Annotated in this window: 22 protein-coding genes; 10 read left to right on the top strand and 12 right to left on the bottom strand. The window is 60.1% G+C overall.

The genetic code is table 11. The annotated features are described in order from the left end of the window. Window positions 1–27 precede the first annotated feature (27 nt). Window positions 28–357: a phasin family protein gene (locus NW822_RS10270; RefSeq protein WP_414360602.1), complete on the bottom strand. Its 330-nt coding sequence runs from the start codon at window positions 355–357 to the stop codon at window positions 28–30. A gap of 305 nt (window positions 358–662) precedes the next feature. On the opposite strand from NW822_RS10270, the gene NW822_RS10265 reads away from it, so the two are divergent. Further along, a complete protein-coding gene (locus NW822_RS10265) occupies window positions 663–950 on the top strand; it encodes a hypothetical protein (protein ID WP_414360605.1) in 288 nt (95 codons plus the stop codon). Window positions 951–1,075: 125 nt separating this feature from the next. Next, complete coding sequence (locus NW822_RS10260) at window positions 1,076–1,387, top strand: hypothetical protein (protein ID WP_414404365.1); 312 nt, start codon at window positions 1,076–1,078, stop codon at window positions 1,385–1,387. On the opposite strand, the gene NW822_RS10255 is transcribed toward NW822_RS10260, so the two are convergent. The 5 genes from NW822_RS10255 to NW822_RS10235 all read right to left on the bottom strand — a co-directional run bounded on the left by NW822_RS10255 (window position 1,379) and on the right by NW822_RS10235 (window position 5,411). After that, window positions 1,379–2,782 (bottom strand): serine/threonine protein kinase, encoded by a 1,404-nt coding sequence (locus NW822_RS10255; RefSeq protein ID WP_414360609.1) that lies wholly within the window; start codon window positions 2,780–2,782, stop codon window positions 1,379–1,381. The two genes, NW822_RS10260 and NW822_RS10255, sit on opposite strands and share 9 nt — an antisense overlap. 558 nt (window positions 2,783–3,340) lie before the next feature. Further along, complete coding sequence (locus NW822_RS10250) at window positions 3,341–4,036, bottom strand: chorismate pyruvate-lyase family protein (protein ID WP_414404364.1); 696 nt, start codon at window positions 4,034–4,036, stop codon at window positions 3,341–3,343. 70 nt (window positions 4,037–4,106) lie between these two features. Continuing rightward, window positions 4,107–4,610, bottom strand: a complete 504-nt coding sequence (locus NW822_RS10245; RefSeq protein WP_414360613.1) for an AbrB family transcriptional regulator — start codon at window positions 4,608–4,610, stop codon at window positions 4,107–4,109. Next, window positions 4,607–5,056, bottom strand: coding sequence for a Fur family transcriptional regulator (locus tag NW822_RS10240; protein WP_414360614.1), 450 nt, complete (start codon window positions 5,054–5,056; stop codon window positions 4,607–4,609). Before NW822_RS10240 ends, NW822_RS10245 begins: the two co-directional genes overlap by 4 nt. 31 nt (window positions 5,057–5,087) lie before the next feature. After that, the gene (locus tag NW822_RS10235; protein ID WP_414360810.1) at window positions 5,088–5,411 is read right to left on the bottom strand and encodes a DUF1825 family protein; all 324 of its coding nucleotides are present in this window, start codon (window positions 5,409–5,411) and stop codon (window positions 5,088–5,090) included. A 125-nt stretch (window positions 5,412–5,536) separates the two neighbouring features. On the opposite strand from NW822_RS10235, the gene cobT reads away from it, so the two are divergent. Next, entirely contained in the window at window positions 5,537–6,694 is a 1,158-nt protein-coding gene (cobT, locus tag NW822_RS10230) for a nicotinate mononucleotide-dependent phosphoribosyltransferase CobT (protein ID WP_414404363.1), read from the top strand. On the opposite strand, the gene clpS is transcribed toward cobT, so the two are convergent. Both clpS and NW822_RS10220 read right to left on the bottom strand, forming a co-directional pair. Beyond that, entirely contained in the window at window positions 6,643–6,954 is a 312-nt protein-coding gene (gene clpS, locus NW822_RS10225) for an ATP-dependent Clp protease adapter ClpS (RefSeq protein WP_414360618.1), read from the bottom strand. The two genes, cobT and clpS, sit on opposite strands and share 52 nt — an antisense overlap. 233 nt (window positions 6,955–7,187) lie before the next feature. Beyond that, the gene (locus NW822_RS10220) at window positions 7,188–7,583 is read right to left on the bottom strand and encodes a hypothetical protein (protein WP_414360619.1); all 396 of its coding nucleotides are present in this window, start codon (window positions 7,581–7,583) and stop codon (window positions 7,188–7,190) included. Between the two features lie 74 nt (window positions 7,584–7,657). Between NW822_RS10220 and NW822_RS10215 the strand changes: the two genes are divergently transcribed. The 3 genes from NW822_RS10215 (at window position 7,658) to NW822_RS10205 (ending at window position 11,030) form a co-directional block, all read left to right on the top strand. After that, window positions 7,658–8,332 (top strand): RibD family protein, encoded by a 675-nt coding sequence (locus tag NW822_RS10215; RefSeq protein ID WP_414404362.1) that lies wholly within the window; start codon window positions 7,658–7,660, stop codon window positions 8,330–8,332. A gap of 591 nt (window positions 8,333–8,923) precedes the next feature. Next, window positions 8,924–9,124, top strand: coding sequence for a DUF2811 domain-containing protein (locus NW822_RS10210; RefSeq protein ID WP_414360623.1), 201 nt, complete (start codon window positions 8,924–8,926; stop codon window positions 9,122–9,124). A gap of 145 nt (window positions 9,125–9,269) precedes the next feature. Then, window positions 9,270–11,030 carry a tetratricopeptide repeat protein gene (locus NW822_RS10205; protein WP_414404361.1) on the top strand — a complete coding sequence of 587 codons (1,761 nt, stop codon included), beginning with the start codon at window positions 9,270–9,272 and terminating at the stop codon, window positions 11,028–11,030. Here NW822_RS10205 and rpaB read toward each other — a convergent pair. The 3 genes from rpaB to deoC all read right to left on the bottom strand — a co-directional run bounded on the left by rpaB (window position 11,027) and on the right by deoC (window position 13,734). Beyond that, a complete protein-coding gene (rpaB, locus tag NW822_RS10200) occupies window positions 11,027–11,767 on the bottom strand; it encodes a response regulator transcription factor RpaB (RefSeq protein ID WP_414360628.1) in 741 nt (246 codons plus the stop codon). The two genes, NW822_RS10205 and rpaB, sit on opposite strands and share 4 nt — an antisense overlap. A gap of 408 nt (window positions 11,768–12,175) precedes the next feature. Further along, entirely contained in the window at window positions 12,176–13,036 is an 861-nt protein-coding gene (recO, locus tag NW822_RS10195) for a DNA repair protein RecO (RefSeq protein ID WP_414404360.1), read from the bottom strand. Beyond that, entirely contained in the window at window positions 13,033–13,734 is a 702-nt protein-coding gene (gene deoC / locus NW822_RS10190; protein WP_414360633.1) for a deoxyribose-phosphate aldolase, read from the bottom strand. The genes recO and deoC overlap by 4 nt, the downstream gene beginning before the upstream one ends. A 146-nt stretch (window positions 13,735–13,880) precedes the next feature. On the opposite strand from deoC, the gene NW822_RS10185 reads away from it, so the two are divergent. Together NW822_RS10185 and NW822_RS10180 are read left to right on the top strand one after the other, a co-directional pair. Continuing rightward, on the top strand, window positions 13,881–14,252 hold the full coding sequence (locus tag NW822_RS10185; protein ID WP_414360635.1) for a YtxH domain-containing protein: 372 nt from the start codon (window positions 13,881–13,883) through the stop codon (window positions 14,250–14,252). Beyond that, a complete protein-coding gene (locus tag NW822_RS10180) occupies window positions 14,249–14,746 on the top strand; it encodes a hypothetical protein (protein ID WP_414404359.1) in 498 nt (165 codons plus the stop codon). The genes NW822_RS10185 and NW822_RS10180 overlap by 4 nt, the downstream gene beginning before the upstream one ends. A gap of 182 nt (window positions 14,747–14,928) precedes the next feature. On the opposite strand, the gene metG is transcribed toward NW822_RS10180, so the two are convergent. Then, the gene (gene metG / locus NW822_RS10175; RefSeq protein ID WP_414404358.1) at window positions 14,929–16,485 is read right to left on the bottom strand and encodes a methionine--tRNA ligase; all 1,557 of its coding nucleotides are present in this window, start codon (window positions 16,483–16,485) and stop codon (window positions 14,929–14,931) included. Window positions 16,486–16,556: 71 nt separating this feature from the next. Here metG and NW822_RS10170 point away from each other — a divergent pair, with 71 nt between their 5' ends. Then, window positions 16,557–18,428 carry an FAD-dependent oxidoreductase gene (locus tag NW822_RS10170; protein ID WP_414404357.1) on the top strand — a complete coding sequence of 624 codons (1,872 nt, stop codon included), beginning with the start codon at window positions 16,557–16,559 and terminating at the stop codon, window positions 18,426–18,428. 37 nt (window positions 18,429–18,465) lie between these two features. Further along, entirely contained in the window at window positions 18,466–18,783 is a 318-nt protein-coding gene (locus tag NW822_RS10165; protein ID WP_414334789.1) for a hypothetical protein, read from the top strand. The last annotated feature ends 40 nt before the right edge of the window (window positions 18,784–18,823 follow it).

Raw genomic sequence — 18,823 nt, 5'->3', positions numbered from 1 at the left:
AAACTTCACCCTCCGTCCAGAGATGGGCTAAAAGCGGCGGTAAACTTGGTTCTCCAAGTTGCGCACCTGTCGCTCCAGGCGATCCAGCCGCCCGCGCAGCTCATCCATTTCCGACTGGCGAGGCACGCCCAAATCCTGCAAAACGTTGCGCACCTGCCGCTGCACGTAGGATTCCAAGTTGCTCTGTTCAGTTTTTACCTGGTTGAGCAGGCTGTTGAGGAGATTGGATGCCTCTTCTGAGCTAAGCTGCCCTTTTTGCACCAGCTCATCGGCAGCTTTCTTTAACTGCTCTGCCAACAAAGTCGTGGTGCCAACACCCATCAGTAAGAGCTGACGTAGGATACTATTGTTTTCCAATGCTGCCCTCCAGAGACCACTTGACCAACAGGACTGTCCCCCATGACCTTTCTAGCCCCCTCTCTTAGGGCGGCCTCTGCCATCATAACAAATGAGCTCCACCCCCTCGAAGAGGGGTCAGTTTCAACCCCTATGGGGTGCCGGCCCAGGGGTTTCTGCCACTGGCAGCGCGGAGCGCCTGCCCTCGGGGATAGGGAAAACGCCAAAGTGCTAGCAACAGAGTTGGGCATTCCCCAAAAGATGCGGGAAGATTAGGAGTTAGGAAAGCCGGGATCCCAAGTCTTCTTGTTTGCCGAGGAACCCCCATGCACGATCTGGAGAGTTTGCCAGAACCGGTAGCTGATGCCCTGATCAAAAGTCTGCTTACAGATCTGGAACGGCTCATTAACCAGCATGGTTTGTCGGAGGTTTTGGTGGGGTTGGCCATGTATTGCAATGTGCAGTTCAAGGCCAAGCTCAACAAGCCCAACCGCACTGAGAGGGATGAGGAGTTGGGGTTTTATTTCCGCGACGCTGCCAAGGCTCTAGAGGTAGCAGCCAGCCTCACCTACCGCACCATTGACCGCTCCCGGCCCAGCCAGCCCAACGCTTAGCCACCCCCACCTCCAGCCCCTCTCCCTGAGGGAGAGGGGAGGTGGCCAGTGCTCTGGGGTTTGGGGTGGCAAGGGATCCCCCTGGGTTCTTATGCTGGTGGGCAACAGTTGCAGTGAGGCCGAGCGTGAGAGTTGTCTGGGAACGCAGCATTTACGCGGGCAATGGCCGCGTGCCCTGCATTATCTGCGGCGGATGGGCCACCCCGATCCAGAAAAAGGGGCAGCAGGTGCTGCTGGCGGTGGTCTACAACGACCGCGGCCAAATCTATGGCGAGATCTGCCGCAGTTGCCTTAGCCTGGGGGCTAAGGGCATCAAAGAGTATCTACGGGAGCGGATTGCCCGCCTGCGTAGACAACTGCAAGATCTGGAGGAGCTGGAGCGGGGAGAGGTGGAGTTGCCCACCTTGGAGGAGGAGCTGAGCGCTTACCTAGATTGAGGACTGCCCTTCCCGCCGCTCAATCGGGATCTTGAGCCAACGGCTCAGCTCCGAGGCCAGCCATTCCAGCTCTGGCTCCTGCAGACCCGTTAGCTCGTACTTGCGGATGCCCGCCCAGATGTTCAACCGTGGGCTCACCTCCCCGCGATCCCCATCGGAATCCCGTTTGGTATGGCGCGGGATCAACTCCAGCCGGTCAATATCCCGTCGTAAACTAGGGGGAACTGGATGAAAACGTAGGCCAAACAGCTCGTGGGCTAAGCTGATCCGTTCTTTGTCAATATGCAGGTAGGCCTTGCCGAATAACCCGTAGAGGATCCCGCGCATCACTGCCAACCCCACCATCCAGAAGGGCAGCGTGAACAGGCCAACCATCAGATTGCCCGGAAAAGGAGCATACCAAACCGACATGATCGTGAAAAAGGCCATGAAGGAGTTCCAAGTAATGGCGAAAGGCAACGAAGCCAAGGCACCGGATCGTTGGGCCGGGATCACTACCAGAAAGATCTGCTCGGACTTGTACAGTTGAATCCGGCTGCCTGCCGGCTTTCGGCGGGGAACCGCGGCTGCTGTTGAAGGAACCGGCAGGGGGTGGCGATCCAACTGCTCCAGTGCCGCCAGGGCCTGCCGGGCGGAAGTGGGGCGATCCGCCACTAAGGGCTCTGTCAGCCAGCGCAGCCAGTCGCGAAAGGCCGGGCTCAGTTGCACCGCTTGCTCGAACCCAATCCGGGATCCCACCTGCGGCAAGTCCGCCGGATGCTGGCCTGTCAGCAGGTGAATCAGCGTGGCGCCTAGGCTGTAGAGATCGGAGGCAGGCACAGTTCTGCCGCCAAATTGCTCTAGGGGCATGTAGCCGTAGCTCCCCACCACGGTGTAGGATCCCTGCTCCCGCGGCGCAGCCGCCTGCACCGAGCCAAAATCCACCAGGTACACCTGCCCGTCGGCTGCCAACAGAATGTTGCTGGGCTTGAGATCTCGGTGGATAACCGGCGGATGGAGCTCGTGGAGGTAGATGAGGATGCGCAGCAGCTTTTGCGCCAAGTCGCGCACTTCTGGCTCGGCAAAACGTCGCCCTCGCTCTATCCACTCCTGCAACGAGGGGGCATCGATGTAGCTTTGAACCAGCGCCAGGCCGCGCCCCCCTTTCAGGGCAATTTCAAAGCAATCGCGGTACTGGGGAATGGCCGGGTGGGAGAGAGTTTGCAGGATCTGGGCTTCTCGCTCAAACAGCTTCAGGTCGGCCCAGTTGAAATCCGGCCCGAATAGGATTAGCTTGATGACAACCGGTTCTGAGGTGAGGAGGTCCCGCGCTAGGTAGGTGTGTCTACCGCTACGCTTGCTCAGCCGCCGCTCGAGTTGATACCGCTGCCGCCAAACTGGACGCTCTGAAGCCATCTCTCCTCGCTCAAGCACCCCGTTTGCTCAGCTCCATAGTAGCTCTAGGACAGGGATCCCCTCGGGGTCAGAAATTTGTTCTGGGAGACAGAATCAATGGGATTCCTGGAAAGCCTATCCAACAGCTTTCCCAAAACGGGCAGGATATGCTGGCGAGGGATCCCTGGTTCTCTACCGAGTCTCCCCTGGCCCCTCCGCCTGTTTCCCCACCTACTACCAGGGCTTTCTCCCCAAGCCAGCCTAGAGGAGATCAAAGCCGCTTGCCGCCGGCGGGTGCCGTCTGCCTGCCGACTTCCCCGAAGGGTTGCGGCAATTGGCCCAGTGAGATACCACGTCCCTCAGCAACAGCCAGATCCCAGCCCTCCCCCTTGCCGCAGCCGGCTGTGACCTCTACTGCTTGGCTTGCTCTCTTGAGTGCCGGCTGGAGGGGGGCTGCTCTCTGTTTGGCAAGTTTGGGTCCTCAGCCCGGCCCAAGGTTTGGATGTGGCCAGCAAAACGAGTTTCTCGGCCACCCCAACTCGCCTGCCATCGGCCAACGGCAGCAAAGAACGCCGGCGTCTAGCCAGGCAGGACTTTGGCCCCTAGGCGGGAGGAAAAGACCTCGTAAATGACCGTCAAAGGCTGGCCCCGGTGTAACAGGAGATAGTGCCTAGCCCAAAAAGGGCCGGGGCAGTTGAGAAGCCGGGCAATGGGCTCGGCTTCGCCGTAGTAGAGCCGCCCCAACTCGCGAAAGGTCTCCAGTTTTTCTTGGATTAGGTTTTGACCAATGGGCAGATCAGGATGGGGCAAGTACTGGGCCAGATGGGCAGGATTCCACCAAGAGGTGGCATACAGCAAAGGCCGTTGCGAGGCCGCCCCCCACAGACAAACCCGCCGCCGCATCAAGGGGGATCCCAGCCGCGCCAGATCCTTAGCCAGTTGAGGCATGGACTTGGGGACGGTGCTTTGCTCGGCCAGCAGCTCGACCTGGGCTGTATCCAACAGCTGGGCCTGAATGGGTTCCAGGGTTAGAGTGGCCAGATTGCGAGTGGTCAAGCCATCCCCCAGCAGCAACAGCCGCAACACGGGATCCACCTGCATCAGCTCAGGGTGAAGGGGGTCGGCTTCCCCCTGCCACTGCAACCGCAGCGGCCACCACTCGGCTTGACCCGAGGGAACATTGCCTAGGAAACCCTCCTCCGCAGAGCCAGCTGAGCTCTTGGGAGGTGCCGCCCCAAAGGCATGGCCGAGGGATAGAGAGTGGAAAAGTTCCAAGATGGCAGTGCAGTTGTTAAGTTCTGTATCGACACCTAGTCTAACCCACTCCCCCTCGCGGCAAACTTCTCTAGCTCGTGCCCGGCTGGATCAGCAGCCGCACCACCCAGGGGACGACCACAATGACGCTGATCAGGCGGGCCAGATGCATAACCACCACTGTGCTAGTTTGGGCTCCCATGTCCAGGGCGATCAAGCTCATATCGGAGATGCCCCCTGGGGCCGTACCCAAGATGGCAGTCAGGCGCTCGATCCCCAACCAGCGAGAGATCAAAAACCCTGAGAGAACGCCAGTACTCACCGCAATCACCGTACACAGCAGGGCTGGCCGCCACAGATCCTTGAGGGCCAGGAATGTCTCAGCGGTGAGCTTGCTGCCTAGGAGAATACCCAGGACCACCTGCATGACAAAGCGGATCCCAGAGGGGGGAGTGGGAATCGGGATTGCCCCCCAAACATTGACCAAGCCTACTGCCACCATCGAGCCTACTAAAGCCCCGGCTGGCAGCCTTAGCTTGACGGCAATCAAGGCGCCTGCCAACCCAATCAACACTGTCCAGAGATAGTTCATCATTGTGGCTTGGCCTCAAGGCAATAGGATGACTGGCAATTAGGGTTGGGCCTGCTTCCTCCACGGCATTCGGCGCAGACGCCGTAGAAGTCAAGCACATGGTACTCGATTACAAATTGGTAGCGGCTGGCCAGCTGCTCCTCCAGATCCCCCACCGGACAATCTGGCAAAGGCACCACCCGCCGACATTCGGTGCAGATCAGGTGATGGCGACTGTGGCCGTTGCTGGGCAGCACCTGGTAGTAGGTTTGCTGATCCCCCAGGTGGACGGCCTGGACCCTGCCCTCATTGCGGAGGGCCTCCAAAACCCGGTAGACAGTGGCTAAGCCTACCGTGTGGTTGGCGTTGCGCAGCTTCAGGAAAATCTCCTGAGCCGCTAGGGGCCGTTCGCTCTGCTCCAGCACTTCCAGGATCAATTTTTGGTTGCGAGTCTGGCGGGAGGAGGACATGAGCCTTTTCCCTTGGGGGTTACTGTGAGAGTTAGTGCTCAGCGTCAGCCTCAGCTTTCATGCGCTCTAGGGTCTGCTGCATTTGGTCAAACATTTGGCTCAGAGAAAGCCCAAACATCCCCAGTTGAGTTTGCAATTGCTTAATAGTCAGTTGGGCCATAAAATCGTCGGAGAGCTCCAGCCTCTTCATGAAAATGCGCTGACGCTCCAGCAATTCTTCCATGTGCTGAATAAAGATTTTTTTGCCTTCCCGGTCAAATTGACCGTAGCGCTCACCCAGTCGCATCAGGTTTTGGAAATCCTGAAACAGTTGCCTTGCCTCTTCCTGGACAATCTCCGAGTCGAAAAAGCTCATGGCTTTCCCCTTGCCCCCAACAAACGACATTCGATATACCTATCCTATCCGATGGCGTTGGAGAATGCAGGCGGTGCTGACGGGATCCCGTCCTGAGGGAATTGATTTAGGTGACTTACTAGAAGATGAAGACCCGAGATCTTAGCCTGTCAGCTATGCTCCTGCCTCCCTGCATTGAGGCTTACACTCAGCCCGCTTTGGCCCAACAGTGGTGCCAACGGGTACAGGGATCCCGACCTCTGTTTCTGGCCTGCCTAGGGTTTACCGAAACAGCTCTCATTCCAGGTATTTCCGCTGCTGGCGCCACGCCCTCCCTACGGCGCTACACAGCCTTGGCGGACGGGGAGGTGCTGCTGACCGGCCGTTCTCAGCGCTTGCCTACCTCGCCCGAGGGCTATCCCTCGCCGGTGGTCATCAGCCGGGCTGTCTTAAGCGAGCTGGGGATCCCCTGTGGCGTGTTCGACTGTGGCCTTCTGGAGCCTTTGCCAGGAGCAGAAAAAGTGCCTTCTGGCGGGCCAGCCCGCTGCCTGAGCACCGGCCAGGCGTTGTCCCTAGAACAGGTGAGAGCCTTGTGGCGGGAGGGGTATGAGCGGGGATCCCAACTGGAAGCCAGCTACTGCGTCGTCGGAGAATGCGTGGCGGGTGGTACCACGACGGCACTGGCGGTGTTGCTGGGGCTAGGCTGGCAGGCAGACGGCATGGTCAACAGCAGCCATCCGGTCTGTAACCACACCCAGAAGCTAGCCTTGGCCCAGCGAGGTTTGAAGAATCTCCCCTCCACCGCGACCGCGCCAGAGGTAGTGGCTGCCGTAGGGGATCCCATGCAACCCTTTGTAGCTGGGCTGGCCATGGCAGCAGCCCAGCGGGGGCCGGTGCTGCTGGCGGGAGGAACGCAAATGCTAGCGGTGCTGGCCCTCATGCGGCGCTGGGGAGAAGAGCAAGGGATCCTCTGGCCGCCAGAGAACGTGGTGGTGGGCACCACCCGCTGGGTAGCAGAGGATCCCTCAGGCAACACGGTAGGCCTGGCGGAGATGTTGGGCAATGTTTGTCTCTTGGCCACCCAACTGAGCTTGGCTCAGAGCCGCTACCCCTCCCTGCAAGCCTATGAGCAAGGCTATGTCAAAGAGGGAGTAGGAGCCGGCGGGCTAGCCATTGCCAGTAGCCTGTATGCTGGCTGGGGTCAGGCAGAGCTATTGGCCGCTGTTGAGCGCAGCTACGAGCAGCTCGTACTTCAGGCTGGTTCCAGCGGGGCCATCGTCAGGCCTTCCCGCAGCAACTGCTGATGGTAGAGCTCTGCTTGCTCTTGCGGACCGACCCAGACAACTGCCTGGCCCTCCCTGTCCACCTGCATTGTCAGTTGTCGCGCCAAGGGCAAAGTCATGCCGGGGATGTACTTGAGCAAGCATTCAGTAACGTGCTGGAAGGTGTTGAAGTCGTCGTCCAGGACAATCACCTTATAGTTGGGGTAGGGTTTGCGAACCCGCGTTGTAACTGAGGCCAACTGCTGCAGAGTCCGGGTTGGAGTTTCCGTGATCGCGGTCATAGCAGCTTAGGAGCGAAACAACCTCTAAGACCCAACTTCCGGCAGCGGCCTTTCCACAACTTAAGCCAAGCTGTGAAGGCCGTCCGTTTGTGACCACTACTAGTAGCTATTTTTAGCCAGTTTTGTGGCTAGGGTCAGCCTGGGCCTGCCTGCGGATTCCCGTACCAGTTCCTAGCTGGGGCGATTGCGGAAGCATGCCAAGGTTTAGCGCTGCTAGAAGCTACGAAAAGTCCCTAGGAGGGTCGTCGTTCTTGGCTTTGGGCAAACTGCTGCAGTTGCCGCAGCATCAGCAATTGGCCCAAGCCCAAGGGCAGGAGCGAGATGGCCTCTACCCGCAACTGTACCCACCCATTCCCCCATAGCCAGTCACAGTAGCCATCGGCACCACCCCACATCAGTAGCCGCAGCCGCCGGGGCAACAGGGTTTCCACCTGGTGCAGGATGGAGATAGGGCCCCAATGGACGGCAAAGGTGCTGCCCTGTTGTAGCTGGGCAGGTAGGGATCCCTGCAGTTGTTGTGGCCAGATCCACTGCCGCAACAGCTCCACTTCCGTGAGGCAGCGCTGCAGAGTCGAGGAACGGGCCTCAACCTCGATGCGGATGGTGGAGGACTGGAGGGTTCCTAGCATCCCTTCAAACGACGCTGGAGCTGGGGCACTGGCTATCCCTAAGTCTATCCTGGTCGGTTGCAAGAGATTTGCCTTTGAAAGCGCCTCGTCCCCACTTGGTGGCCATCTTGGCCCAGAGTCTCGATGGCAAGCTTGCTGCCCACCGCGGGCAAAGGCCCCACTTCCTTAGCTCTGAAGACCAGCGGCATCTGGAAACCCAAGCTGCTCGGCAACAGGCTTTAATCATGGGGGCGGCCACGCTGCGGGCTTACGGCACCAGTCTCCGCCTGCGGGATCCGGAGCTTATCCAAAGCCGAATGGCGCGGGGTCTCCCCCCCCAGCCCCTGACAATTATTTGTTCCAGCAGCGGCGAGATTCCGGAAGAGCTGCCCTTTTTTCGCCAGCCCCTTACCCGCTGGCTATGGACAACGCCGGCGGGATCCCGCCGGTGGCAGGGACGGCCCGGTTTTGCCGAGATCTGGGTGGCCTCGGATTGGGATTTGACTGCTCGCCTAGCTCGCCTGCGGCAGCGGGGGATCGACCAGGTAGGCCTATTGGGCGGGGGGCGGCTTTTGGGGGCGTTTTTGCAGGCGCAAGCTTTGGATGAGCTGTGGGTGACGCTGGCGCCGGTGCTACTGAGTGGCTACCCCGCTGCCCCAGCTAGCATCGAGGGCTGGCAACTGCAGGGATCCCCGCCGCGCCTGGAGCTGCTCGAGTGCCGCCGCGGTTCCCAAGAGCTGTTTTTGCACTATCGAGTTGAGTGGCCCTAGGAGAGGACTCGAGGAAAATTTTTTAGAAAACTGAGATTTCCCAAAAATCCACAGGTTTTCCCCAGTCTTTCCACAGGTAGGCGGGCTGTTTTCCACAAGGTCTTTCGCTCTGGAGGCCGCCTCGAAGGGTTCTGTGGAAAAGTGGCCACCAGTAAGGTTCAAGTGACTACACCCTGAGAAACGTAACGGGATCGCGTCGCTTTTTCCGATGCCATCAAGGCCAAGGGAGGGCTTAAGTTCCCCTGGATACTCTTGCCCAGGATTGACATTCCCCCCAGGACAGAGGGCAAAATAACCCCACCTGAGGTGAGGGGGAGATTTCCCCAGCCCTTCTCCTCAGAGACAATTGCGTCCCCCTTGTCCTTCTCCTGCTTGAGAGAGACCAGGGAGTGGCTAGCTGCTTGCAGGCAGCTGACAGGCCAGCCCTTTTACACCCTTTCCTGTGAGGCCAAAGCGATCCCTGAGGGGCCCCAGTTAGAGGACTGGGTCAGCGGGTGGGCTTTCTTCCTGGGCCAGCTGGGCTTTGGCCGAGGGCCTAGAATCTTTCTGTTTCGACTGTTTGAGTATTAATCCCAGGTAGGTGGTTGGGCTATGGATTCTCCCACCGTCAGCATTTTGAGCGAAATCCCCAAGGAGCTCCATGACACCCTCAAAAACTACCTCTCTCGTCATCCCGACTGGGACCAAGACCGGGTTGTAACGGCAGCCCTCTCGTTGTTCTTGCTCCAAAGCGGAGATGGGGATCGACGTGCTGCGCGCATTTACCTAGACAGCCTCTTTCGCCGCAACTAGGCCCTTCAAAAGCAAGCCCCACAGCTAGCCGAAGGCCAGCTTAGGGCTTTGGGAGCGTCCTGTTAACCTACAAGTTAGGAAGGTGCCCTGCTGCTGCCCCAAAGCCGCAGGCAGGGCAAAAAGGACCCACAAGGGAAAAACCGCCGTGCCCCAGGGTTTTGGTCAAGGGAAAGGCAATCGGCAGGCGGCTAGGTGCCGGACCGCAGGGCACTCCTTCCCCTCGCCGGAGGCGGCGCTGGCTGTAGCCGAGCGCTACCGACAAGCAGGGGATCTGGGGGCGGCACTGCGCCTTTGTCAACAGCTCACCCGCACCCATCCGCACCTGGCTGCCGCCCAAGCGCTGCTAGGGTCTCTCTACCTCCAGATGGGAGATCCCTGTCAAGCCTTGACCCCCTTGCAACTGGCTGTGCACCTGCGGAAGGACTGGGTGCCTGCCTGGCAGGAGTTGGGTGATGCGTGGATGCTGCTGGGCCACCTGGAGGAGGCAGTGCACGCCTACCAAGAGGGGTTGGCCTTTGCCCCTGGCAATGGGCAACTGCTGTTCCGGCTGGGCAGTTGTTGGCTGGCGCTGGGGCAACGGCAGCGGGCCATTGCGGTTCTGCGCCAAGCTGCAGCAGCCCAACCTCCCCAGCCCTACGCTCTGGCCGCCCTGGGCAATGCTCTGATGTTCGATAACCAGCTGGAGGAAGCGGAAGGCTGGTTTCGCCAAGCCCTTGCCTTCCTACCCCAGGAGGGGCGGATCCTTGTCAACCTCGCCCACTGCCTCCACCTGCAAGACCGCCTGGAGGAGGCCGCCGACTGCCTCCGACAGGCCATCCCCCTGCTGCCAAAGGATGCTCAGCCCCACAACAACTTGGGCACGGTCCTGCAGGAACAGAACTGCCTCGAGGCCGCCCTTGAGTCCTACCGGCGGGGCTTGCAACTGGCCCCTGACTGGCCAGAGATCCACTACAACCTGGGCACGGCCCTGCTTACCCTGGGCCGCTATGAGGAGGGATGGCGGGAGTACGAATGGCGGCTGCAGCGCCAGGGGGCAGCCTATCCGCGCTTCCCTTCGCCCTTGTGGACGGGATCCCCCTTGGGCCAGCAGACTCTGCTCATTTACGCCGAACAAGGGTTGGGGGACACCCTTCAGTTTGTGCGCTACCTGCCCCTTCTGGCCGCGGCCCATCCGCAGGCCTCCCTCTACTTCCGCTGCCCCCCCTCCCTAGTCAAGTTGCTGCGGGCCTCCTTTCCTCAGGTACAGGTTATCTCGGATACGGATCCCCTACCTCCCTTTGACTGGCACCTGCCGTTGCTCAGCCTGCCCCACCGCCTGGGCACCACGCTAGAAACAATCCCTGCCCGTCTCCCCTACCTGGTCTGTCCCCAAGAGGGCTCTGCCTGGCCAGAAGCATGGCCCAAAGTTCCTCAAAAGGAGATGAAGGTGGGTTTGGTGTGGGCCAGTGGCCGCCGCAGCGACCCTGCCCTCAACCGGGTGTGGAGGTTAAAAAGCTGTCCTCTCCACCTCTTCCTTGAGCACCTTGATCTGCCCCAGGTGCAGTGGGTTAGCCTACAGGTGGGGGAAGAGCTAAGCCAGGTGGAACCCCTGCTAAAGCAGCACCAGGTGGTGGAGCTGGGATCCCGTTTCCGCAACTTTGTCGATACTGCCAGGGCAGTTGCCCAGTTGGATCTAGTAATTAGCGTCGATACCGCCGTTGCTCACTTAGCTGGAGCCCTGGGCAAGCCGGTGTGGGTGCTACTGCCCTTTGCGGCCGATTGGCGCTGGTTGCTGCACCGCCAGGATAGCCCCTGGTACCCTGGTGTGATGCGCCTATTCCGCCAAGAAGCCCCTGGCGACTGGGTTGGCCCCCTGCAGCAGATGCGAAGGGCGCTGGAGGAGAAATTGGCAGGGATCCCTTCCTAACCCTCTCCTTTTTCGCCTTTTGGCACAATGCGCTGAAACAGGTAGCCAGTGCCGCGGGCTGTTAGGATAAGCTCAGGATTGCTCGGGTCATCCTCCAACTTGGCCCGTAGCCGCGAAATGTGAACGTCCACCACCCGTGTATCCACATGGCGCTCTGGTGTATAGCCCCATACCTCTTGCAGGATCTCGGCGCGGGAAAACGGCTCCCCAGAGCGGCTAACCAATAGCTCCAGTAAACTAAACTCCATTCCCGTCAGGCGGATGCGCTCGCCCCGCTTGTAGACTTGGCGCTTGTTGGTGTCAATGCAAAGATCCCCCACCTGGATAATCCCGGAGCTGGGGATCCCCTCATGGCTAGAGCGTGCCACCCGCCGCAGCACCGAGCGAATGCGGGCCTCCAGCTCCTTGGGGGAAAAGGGCTTGACCACGTAGTCATCCGCCCCCAGCTCCAACCCAGTAATGCGGTCGGCCACATCCCCCAAGGCTGTAAGCATGATGATTGGGATGTCGGATTCTTTGCGCAACTCCTGGCAGACCCCGTAGCCATCCAGCTTTGGCATCATGACATCCAGCACCACCAGGTCAGGATTCTGCTTGCGGAAGACCTGCAGCGCCTCCTCGCCGTCGGCTGCGGTAACCACCTCGTACCCAATCATCGAGAGGCGAGTTTCCAAGATGCGGCGGATGCTAGCTTCATCATCAACCACGAGAATCCGTTCTTTACGCTGGGCTTCCACGGTGCTGCAACTCCTGTACTCACTATGCTTGGAGAAGTTAAGAAGAGCTCCTCCTGCCGCTAAAGGGCAGGTGGCCAAGGCACATTTCGCTTCCTGGTAACCGACTCGGCCTTCCTACGGAAACGCCGCCAAACTCGTGCTTAGAAAACTGTGGCCCAAGAACCCACCTCCAGCCAAGGAACGCAGAAGGCCTACTTGGCAACAGCTCTTAAAAGCACTGGCTTCCCTTGCCTTTAGCTGCCGTCTTCTCTGCAAACCCTCGCGGTTGACCGCGGCCAAAGCTGAGAAGCCCTTACAAGGAATTTACTTTCTAGCACTTAATGTATCATCTAGAAGCGGCTGCCTAGCCACCTTGAAGCTCTATTTTGCAGCCATTTGCCCAACTTGACACATACCTTCACAACTTTTTCAAGAGGTCGCCAATTGTTTGGGATTGGCCTCAGAAAAAGCTGGAGCAACTGGGGATCCCTGCTCGTCTGCAGGGGAGCAGCCAGCCAGCAGGCGGGCAGACCGGATTTCTCGCTCCGCATGCTGCTCCAAAATTCGGCGCAACAGGCGCTCTGCCCCCCGCCAAGCCGTCAAAGGCGGCGTTTTGTTAGCCAAGGGGGGCAAGGTGGGGCCAGGCAGGAATCCCAGGACCTGCAGGACAGAACTGGAGACGGCGGCAAGGGGGTTGGGCCGCTGTGCCATCCGGCAGGGATCGCAGAGCAGGCCGCCCCCCTGGGGACAGAAGAAAACCTCGCCCACTAACTCTCTCCCACAGGAGTAGCAGGCCTGTACCGAGGGGGCAACCCCCCCCACAGCCAAAAGGTGATAGAGGCCATGGACAAGGAGCGGCAAAACCGCCTCTGCTGCAGGAGCCTGCTCAATGCGCTGCAAGTGTTCTACTAAGAGCACAAACAGCTCTTCCTGAGCCTGATCTGGCAGGGCCAGGAGCAAAGCCACCTCTGCCAGGTACTGGGCTGCCGTGAGGTGGGCCAAGCTGCGGCCTAGACGGGGAAAACTCTGCAGGGTTTCTGCCTGAACAATACGCTGCAGGCGCTGGGAGGGATCCGTTTGGGCCGACCACCGTCCTCGGGCAAGCAGCAGGTCGTTAACTACAAAGGGCTCCAGTCGCCCTCCCCACTTGGAAGACGGCTTGCGGGATCCCTTGGCTACTGCCCGCAGCAATCCCTGCTCGCGAGTGAGGATAGTCACCACCCGATCCGACTCCCCCAGGGGGAGGGCTTTGAGATTGATGCCGGTAACCCGGTAGGTTCGCCCGCTCATGCTCTGCCAGCCTCCCTCGCCCGCAGCTCTTGCATCAGCTCTAACCCCCAAGAGGTGCCAATCCGAGTAGCCCCTGCTGCAATCATTGCTTCCGCCTGGGCCAGCGTGCGAATGCCGCCCGAAGCTTTTACCCCCACCCGACCCCGGCTAAGCTGGGCCAGCAGTTGCACATCTGCCAAGGTTGCCCCTCCCATCCAGCCAGTGGAGGTCATCAAAAAGGCAGCTCCCGCATCCATACAGATCTCGGCAGCCAGCTTTTTTTCCTCGTCAGTAAGCTGGGCTGTCTCCAAAATGGCTTTGACGCAAACCCCCGTCTCCTCCACAATCTCAGCAATCTCGGCGTGGAGGCGATCCAGATCCCCCGCCTTAAGCCAGGCGAGGTTAATGCGAACATCCAGCTCCTGGCAGCCCTGCTCCACAGCCAGTTGAGCTTCGTAGAGTTTGACCTCCGCTGTGTTGGTCCCCAAGGGAAACCCCACCACGGTGCTCACCCGTACTGGCGACCCGTGCAGCCGCTCAACCACCCGCCGCACGTAGCAGGGAGGCACACAAAAGGTAGGGAAGCCGTAGCGCAGGGCAATTTCGCACCCCTCCTCAATTTCCTCCGGGGTCACCATGGGCAGCAGCAGCGTGTGGTCAATGTACTCTGCCAGGTTAATCGGCCCTTTTGCTAGACCTTGGGGCTCCAAAGAGACCATAGGTTAGGTAACAGCACCATTTCTACTCTAGCCCCCCAGCCCAGCCAGGACTCGGCCAATTCAGGACCAGGTGGTCCTTTTTGGGGGCCGAGCAGGGCAACATCTTGATACCCTGGTTGGGGGGCCATTTTCAACCTTGGGAAGGCATGGGGAGAAACCGGACTGGCGCGTTTATTGGCGGGCTGTTGGTGGGAACGGCAGTGGGCACAGTCATTGGCTTGCTCCTGGCCCCCCGCAGCGGACGGGAGACGCGGCGACTGTTGAAAAAATCGGCAGAGGCCCTGCCAGAAGTGGCAGAAGATGTAGCTAGCAGCCTGCAGTATCAATCCGAAAAGTTGTTCGACGCCGCTCAACGCAGTTTGGATGAGGCCCTGCTGCGGCTACAGCAGGCGGTGGCAGTGGGGAAAGAGGCGATGTTGCAGAAGCGGAAGGAGCTGCTCCAAGCCCAAAACTCGCGTCCCGTCGGGGGGGAGGAAAATGATCTGGAAGCCCAAAATGGGGAGGAGACAGCAGGATGAGCGATCCGGTCTTTTGGCTTGGCCTCTCGGTTGGTTTGGTGGCAGTGGCCATTTTGGCGGTAATCCTGACCCTGCTGCCTGCCGTTATTCAACTGGGTCGAGCGGCCCAGAGTGTGGAGCGCTTTTTCGACACGCTGCTACGGGAGTTGCCGCCCACCCTAGAGGCTCTGCGCCTGACTAGCCTGGAAGTTAGTGAGATTGCCGACAGCCTTGACGAAGGGGTGAAAGGGGCGGGTCAAGTGGTAAAACAGGTTAGCCGCTCCTTGGAAGGAGCCCGTGCCCAAGCCCAGGGTGCCCAAGTCAATGTTCGCAGTTTTTGGGCGGGAGTACGGGCAGCCTGGCAGACCCTTGCCAGTGGGGCTCCCCCTGCCGGTGGGGGCAACCCTCGCTTGCACTCGGCTCGGGTGTCTTCCTTCTCCGTGGGGGGTGGCCGTCCTTTTGCCGACAAGGCAACTCCTGCCCAACCTTCCCAGGCCAAGGCTACCAACTCTTAGCTGAGGGGGGTGCGGGGGTGAATAAGCCCTGCCCTGTATTAGACAGGGTTCGAATACAGACACCGCCGCGAAGATGGGATAGGTAGGCCTTGGCTGCGGAGTGGGGCATCCCCTGTCTACTCGTGGAGGAACCACCTCCGTGGCAGCAAGAAGCCTGCCCTCTAGGCGTTAGCGGAAGTATGTCATGCACTCCTGAGGAGTTTCTGAAAAACAGGCGTGGGGGGTTGGGGTTCTTGACCGGGGGGAAGCTGGCCCCAGCTGGCATCGGGATCCCAGCGCAGTTGGGTGATGTCGGTGAGGGAGAACCCTAGTTGCTGCAGGATCTTGAGGCTAAGGTTAGGAATGATGGGGGAAAGGGCTACTGCCACCCAGCGCACGCTTTCTAAGACGGCATAGAGAATCTCCGCTACCTGCTGGCTTTGCCCCTGTTTGTGCAGCGTCCAGGGAGCCTGCTCGTCGAGGTATTTGTTGCTGGCCTGGGCCAAGCTGAGGGCTTTGCGGGCAGCGGAGCTGGGATCTAACCGCTCGTAGGCGTCGGCCACCGCCGGGGCTAGGCGCTCGACCAGGGTTTTGAGGGGGTGATCCGCTGCGATCTGCACCTGGGGAATGCGGTAGTCGGGCTGGTATTTTTTGAGCATACTGAGGGTGCGGTTGAGCAGGTTCCCCAGGTCGTTGGCGAGGTCAGCGTTGAGAACCTCAATGAAGCGGCCCTCACTAAAGTCGCCATCCTTGCCCAGCTCAATTTCGGTCAAGAAATAGTAGCGCACAGCATCAGCGCCGTATCGCTGCACCAGCTCAAAGGGATCCAGCGTGTTGCCGAGGCTTTTGCCCATCTTGAGGCCATCTTTGGTGAGAAAGCCGTGGCCAAAGATTTGCTTAGGCAGCGGCAGCCCTGCCGACATGAGCATGGCCGGCCAGTAGATGGCATGAAAACGGACGATGTCCTTACCTACTAGATGCACATCGGCAGGCCAGTAGCGGCGCAGGGCGTTCTCCAGGGTGGGCTCGTCGTGAGGATCCAAGGCGGCGCTGATGTAGTTAATGAGGGCATCAAACCAAACGTAAAGGGTTTGGCTGGGATCCGCCGGGAAGGGGATCCCCCAGGAGACGCTGGGGCGAGAGATGGAAAAGTCCCGCAGGCCCTGCTTCACAAAGTTCATGACCTCATTGCGGCGGCTTTCCGGTTGAATGAACTCCGGGTGCTCCGCATAGAGGGCTTCCAGTTTTTCCTGGTAGCGAGAGAGGCGAAAAAAGTAGTTTTCTTCGTCTTTCCACTCCACTTTCTTGTTGGGGTGAAGGGGGCAAAACCCGCCTTCTAGGAGCTCTGACTCGTCCTTGAACTCCTCGCAGGCAACGCAGTACCAGCCCTGCTGGCGGCCAACGAAGATATCTCCCCGATCCCAAACCCGCTGAAAAAACTCCCGCACAATGGCTTTGTGGCGAGGGTCAGTGGTGCGGATAAAGCGGTCGTAGCGGATATCCAGCAACCGCCAAAGCTCCACAAACTGGGCGGCAATCTCGTCACAGTGCTGCTGCGGCGGAAGGCCGCGCTCTTCGGCGGTGCGCTGGATCTTCTGGCCGTGCTCGTCAGTTCCCGTTACCATCAGCACATCCTTGCCCCGCAGGCGGTGGTAACGGGCGATGGCATCCGCCGCCATGGTGGTGTAGGCGCTGCCGATGTGGGGGGCAGCGTTGACGTAGTAGATGGGTGTGGTGATGACGAAGGTGGAATCCGGCATGAGCAGTTGCAGCGCTTTCCCCCATGATAAAAGTTGCCGGAAAGTCCGGCAGGCCGAGTTACGGAGCAGGGATGAAGCTGGCATTCAACCTAAAGGGATGGGGCTGCGGTGTCCTGGGGGCCGGGATCTTGGGCGCCGGGGCGGCTCTGGCCCAGCCTCTGCCCGAGACCCGCATCCCTTGCGAGATCCTCATCGCTGGGGGCGGGCTGGGGGGGGTGGCGGCGGCCTACGATGCCCTGCGCTTGGGGCGACAGGTGTGCATGACCGAAATAACCGACTGGATTGGCGGCCAGGTGAGCGCCCAGGGGGTCTCGGCTTTGGATGAGCGGCCCTTGCAGCGGGAAAACGAGATCTTTCCCCAGGGCTATAGAGAGTTTCGCCGCCGGGTGCGGGAAAAGTACAGCGGTGATCCCAATCCCGGCAAGTGCTGGGTGAGTGTGCTCTGCTTCTCGCCCCAGGTGGGCCACCAGGTCATCCGAGAGATGTTGGATCCCTACCTGCAGTCGGGGCAGTTGCGGCTGTTTACCGAGACGGTGGTCAAGGACGTGGAGATTGAGAACTACCAAATCCGCAGTGTGCAGGCCATCCGCAATATTCCCAAACACGCCGGCGTCCAGCCGGAGAATCGGGGGGATCTCTCCACCTACTTGCTGGATTTTTACCGCCTAGAGCCCACCCCAGACTGGGACAAAGAGATCCTGCGCTTTGAGCCGCCGCCGCAGCGGCAGGGCAAAACCCTACCTTGGGTAGTTATCGATGCTACCGAAACCGGCGAGCTGTTGCCCCTGGCGCGGGTGCCCTACCGCCTTGGCACGGATGGGAAAAGCCGCTGGGAGCCCAGCTCCAAGCCCTACAGGGATCCCTACTGCACCCAGGGGTTTACCTACACCTTTGTTATCGAGCACTCCGCTGTGCCGCAGGTGCCCATCAAGCCGGAGTTCTACAACGACCCGCTGCACGGCCCCTACTACAGCTTTGAACAGTCGCGCTTTAACTTTGCTCTGGTCTTCACCTACCGCCGCATCCGGGGACAGGTATTTGGCTTTGGGGAAGAGGCCATCCGGGTGGGGGATCAATCCCTGCAGAACTGGACCTGGGGCAACGACTGGCGCATCACCGGGCCGGAGATCAACCTCATCCTCACCCACGAGCAACTGCAAGCCTCAGGGCAACTGGATCCCGGCGGCTGGATGGGGGGCTTGCGGGTAGAGGCGCTGCGGCGGGCTGAGCAACATGCTAAAGGCTTCTTCTACTGGTTGGTGGCGGGGCGGACGGATTTTCTCCTGCAGCAGGCGGATCCTGACTTTCAAAAGGACTTTTACCTGCGCTACCGCTACCTCAAAGGGCCCAATAGCCCGATGGGAACTGCCAGTGGTCTCTCCAAGTACCCCTACATCCGCGAGTCGCGGCGCATCCTCGGTCGGCCCAGCCTTGCCTACCCGGAGGGGTTCACCATCTACGAGTCGGATATCACCACGCGGGAATCGGAGCTAAACCGCGGGCGCCCCTTCATCTTCTACGATTCGGTGGGGGTGGGGCAGTACCCTATTGATTTTCACGAGTGCCTGCTGCCCGATTTTTCGCTGCCCCCCAGCCACAACCAAGATGCCCAAGCCCCTACCTACCCCTACCAGATCCCGCTGCGGGCCCTGATCCCCCAGCGCATTGACAATCTTCTAGCTGGCAGCAAGAACATCGCCACCAGCCGCATTGCCAGCGCCTCTTACCGGGTGCATCCTGTGGAATGGGCCATTGGCACGGCAGCGGGTCACACGGCCCACTTTGCCCTGGAGCGGGATCTGATCCCGGCGGAGATCCTGCGGGAGCCGCTGCTGGACTTGCAGCTATTGCCCGCTCTCCAAGCCCAGATCCAGAGCTTGGGCAATCCCATTCAATTTCCTGGCACCACCATTACTGCCACCGACTGGGCCCAATCCCGCTAGCCTAGAAAGGCAGGGTTGGGAGCTGGCCATGGAGGCTATGGGGGTTGAATTTGGGGGACTGGAGGCGATCCGCCCTTCGTTGTGGGCGGCCACAGCCCTCTGGAGCCTGGGGTTGATGTGGGGTTTGTCGCCATTGCACCGCCGCCTGCAGGAGGGTTGGGAAAAGCAGTTGTCCTGGGATCCCAGTGGGGCTCTGGCCTCTTTGCTCAGCGTCATCCCTTTCCTGTTGGCAGCAGCGGTGGTGGTGGCTTTCACCGAGATCTCGTTGGGCAAAAGCTGGGCCGTCTCCTGGGGCCTTATTGCCTGTGTTGGCGGTGGCCTCTATGAGCTAGGCCGGCGGGACAATGCTCGCTAACCCAACGCCGGCCCCTCTCCCTCTGGGAGAGTAGACAATG

Source organism: Synechococcus sp. H70.2 (assembly GCF_047462275.1).
In the GTDB taxonomy this organism is placed as follows: domain Bacteria; phylum Cyanobacteriota; class Cyanobacteriia; order Thermostichales; family Thermostichaceae; genus Thermostichus.
The sequence above is the reverse complement of the archived record's forward strand: the minus strand, read 5'-3'. Positions and strand labels throughout refer to the sequence as shown.